Source organism: Phenylobacterium sp. (genome assembly GCF_028290885.1).
Taxonomy (GTDB): Bacteria; Pseudomonadota; Alphaproteobacteria; order Caulobacterales; family Caulobacteraceae; genus Phenylobacterium.
This window is the reverse complement of the sequence record NZ_JAQGIZ010000048.1, coordinates 1-3,030: the sequence shown is the minus strand read 5'-3', so window position 1 is coordinate 3,030 and position 3,030 is coordinate 1. Positions and strand designations below refer to the sequence as shown.

At 69.1% G+C, this 3,030-nt stretch carries 4 protein-coding genes; 2 read left to right on the top strand and 2 right to left on the bottom strand.

The genetic code is table 11. The features are described 5' to 3' along the window. Positions 1 to 17 precede the first annotated feature (17 nt). Together JWP28_RS04280 and JWP28_RS04275 are read right to left on the bottom strand one after the other, a co-directional pair. On the bottom strand, positions 18 to 638 hold the full coding sequence (locus tag JWP28_RS04280) for a histidine phosphatase family protein (RefSeq protein WP_299540348.1): 621 nt from the start codon (positions 636 to 638) through the stop codon (positions 18 to 20). A gap of 188 nt (positions 639 to 826) precedes the next feature. Continuing rightward, complete coding sequence (locus JWP28_RS04275) at positions 827 to 1,129, bottom strand: ester cyclase (RefSeq protein WP_299540345.1); 303 nt, start codon at positions 1,127 to 1,129, stop codon at positions 827 to 829. 281 nt (positions 1,130 to 1,410) lie between these two features. Between JWP28_RS04275 and ada the strand changes: the two genes are divergently transcribed. Further along, a complete protein-coding gene (gene ada / locus JWP28_RS04270; RefSeq protein WP_299540342.1) occupies positions 1,411 to 2,496 on the top strand; it encodes a bifunctional DNA-binding transcriptional regulator/O6-methylguanine-DNA methyltransferase Ada in 1,086 nt (361 codons plus the stop codon). Continuing rightward, the coding region (locus tag JWP28_RS04265) for a 2OG-Fe(II) oxygenase (protein WP_299540339.1) at positions 2,493 to 3,030 on the top strand (538 nt) is incomplete at its 3' end. The genes ada and JWP28_RS04265, both read left to right, overlap by 4 nt.

The window sequence follows — 3,030 nt, the reverse complement described above, 5'->3', positions numbered from 1 at the left end:
CCTGCGCAGGGGAGGCGCTACACCCCCGCCAGGTGCTCGGTCGCGTTGACGCCCAGCACCTGGGTGTGGGCGCCGGCGGCATCGATCTCGGTGATGCCGCAGGGCGACATCACCAGGCGCCGGTAGGCCGAGAGCGGCTGGTCGAGCGCTTGCATCAGAACGGCGCGGCCGAGGCTGTCGTGGGTGACCAGCACCAGCACGCGGCCGTCGCCCACGCCTTCGGCCGCCGCCAACCGCAGCGCGTCGCCGGCGCGCAGCACCAGGTCCTGCAGCGACTCTCCGCCGGGGAAGCGCACGCTGGCCGGCGCGGAATACCAGCGGTCGTAGAGGTCCGGATCGGCCGCCTGCGCAGCCTCGTAGGTCAGCCAGGTCCAGTCGCCGTAGTCGAGGTCGTTGAGCGCCTCGACCACACGCCCCGGCGCGCTGGTCGCCTCGGCGATCGCCCGCCCGGTCACCACGCACCGCTGCACGGGGCTGGTCCACACGGCCGCCACCTTTGCGCTCGCCGCGATCCGCGCCGCCGTCGCCGCCGCCTGCCGCTGGCCGAGCTCGGTCAGCGGCAGCTCGCACCGCCCGCGGAACCGCGGGGGTTCGATCCCCTCCACGTGCCCGTGCCGAACCATCAGGATGCGCGTCATGATCTGGCTCCCATCGCTGCGCCGTTGGTAGCCCGAGCCCCGCCCGCTTGTCGCGCGCGGTCCCTCGGCCAGTCTCGGAGAACGACGCGTGAAAGTCTTCAACATCATCCTGGCGGTGATCCGCGCATTCGGCGTGATCGCTCTCATCCGGCAGGCAATGGTCGCCGGCGCTGGCCGCGCTGGGTCGTCTATTGCCGCAGGACCGGCGCGGCGAATGTCGGCTTTCGGGACAGGCCCAACTGCAGCTCTTGGCGCATTGCGGACGCCCAGGGGCGGACCGCCTCCCAGAACTTCAGATCGGGAAACGCCGCGCGGAAGTCGGTCATGAAGGCCTTGACGTCATCGTGGCTGCGGCGGGGCGCGTGCAGCGAGTACTTCATCAGCATGTCCGGCGCGGTGATCGCGTCGACGACGGACAGGTCGCAGGTCTCCCCCCAAAAGTCGGTGAACCAGCGGCCGACGATGGCCTTGTTGTCATCTTGCAAGCTCATGGAGTGGTCCCTTGGTGCGGTTGAAACGGTCGTCGACGGTCTCGATGACCTTCGCCGAGGGATAGGGTTCGCCGGAGGGCCGTGAACTCCGGTTCCTGCCGCCAAATCGAAAACCGGATGTTGGCGTTCGAGCGGAGGGCCGGACTTCAACAGCAAGTCCGATTTCCGCCAGCGGCGAGGCTGGGGCGGCGCCATCCTTGGATTTGAAAGCAAGGCTCGGAGTGTGGCCGCCGCCGACACCCGCCAAGGTCATGCCGACAGTTCAACCAGAGAGCCTGACGATGACCCAGACAATGGAACTTGCGGCCCAGCGGCGGCCGATCTCGACCGAAGAAGACCCGCGCTGGTCGCGCATGCTGGCGCGCGACCCATCCGCCGATGGCGTGTTCTGGTACTCGGTCGCCACCACGGGCGTCTATTGCCGGCCCTCGTGCCCATCGCGCCGGGCCAACGCCGCGAATGTGACTCTGCACGACACCCTTGAGACCGCGCAGGCCACGGGCTTCCGGGCCTGCAAACGCTGCAATCCGGATGGGCCGTCCCAGGCCGCCGAAAACGGCGCGCTAGTCGCCAAGGCCTGCCGGATCATCGAGCAGAGTGAGGCGCCGCCGTCCCTGGCGGAGCTATCTGACGCTGTCGGATTGAGCCCAGGCTACTTCCATCGCCTTTTCAAGGCCGCCACGGGCCTGACTCCGAAGGACTATGCGACGGCGCGTCGGGCTGACCGCGTCCGCGAGCGGCTGGTCCAGGGCCAGTCGGTCACCGCGACGATCTACGACGCCGGCTTCAACTCCAGCGGCCGCTTCTACGAGCAAGCCAAGAACATGCTGGGGATGACGCCCAGTCGCTATCGGGCCGGCGGCGCGGACGAGGAGATCCGCTTCGCCGTCGGACAGACGTCGCTGGGGGCGATCCTGGTGGCGTCCAGCGCCAAGGGCGTGGTGGCGATCCTGATCGCCGACGAGCCGGAACCGTTGGTTCGTGACCTGCAGGACCGCTTCCGCAACGCGCGCCTGATCGGCGGCGACGCCGACTATGAGCAGCTGGTGGCGCGCGTCGTTGGCCTCATCGAGGCGCCGAAGCTCGGGGCCGAGCTGCCGCTCGACGTCCGGGGGACCGCGTTCCAGCAACGCGTCTGGCAGGCGTTGCGCGCAATCCCGCCAGGCCAGACCGCCAGCTACGCCGAGATTGCCCGCACCATCGGCGCACCGAAGGCCGTCCGAGCGGTGGCCGGCGCCTGCGCCGCCAACAACCACGCCGTGGCGATCCCCTGCCACCGAGTCGTGAGGTCCGACGGCGCGATTTCCGGATATCGCTGGGGCGTGGAGCGCAAGCGCCGCCTGATCGATCTGGAGCACGCGGCGTGAGCGGCGGCGAGATCGAACGGCGGGTCGGCGCCATCGACTGGTTCCGCGTGTCCACCGACTTGGATGCGCAGGGCTGGGCGATCCTGCCGAACCTGCTGAGCCAGGCGGAAGCCGACTCCATCGCCGGTCTCTACGGTCAGGAGGCGGGCTTCCGCAGCCGTGTGATGATGGCCCGGCACGGCTTCGGTCGCGGCGAGTACAGGTACTTCAGCTACCCGTTACCGGACATGATCCAGCGGCTGCGCGCGTCGGCCTACCGGCAGCTCGCGCCGATCGCCAACCGGTGGCAGGAACGCCTGGGCCAAGAGGTCCGCTTCCCCGACGATCACCCAGCGTTCCTTGAGCGGTGCCATCAGGCCGGCCAGGTTCGTCCGACCCCCCTGCTGCTCGAGTACGGTCCGGACGATTACAACTGCCTCCACCGGGACCTCTACGGCGAGCATGTGTTCCCGCTGCAGATCGCCGTCTTGCTGGACGAGCCCGGCGAGGACTTCACGGGCGGTGAGTTCGTGATGACCGAACAACGCCCGCGCA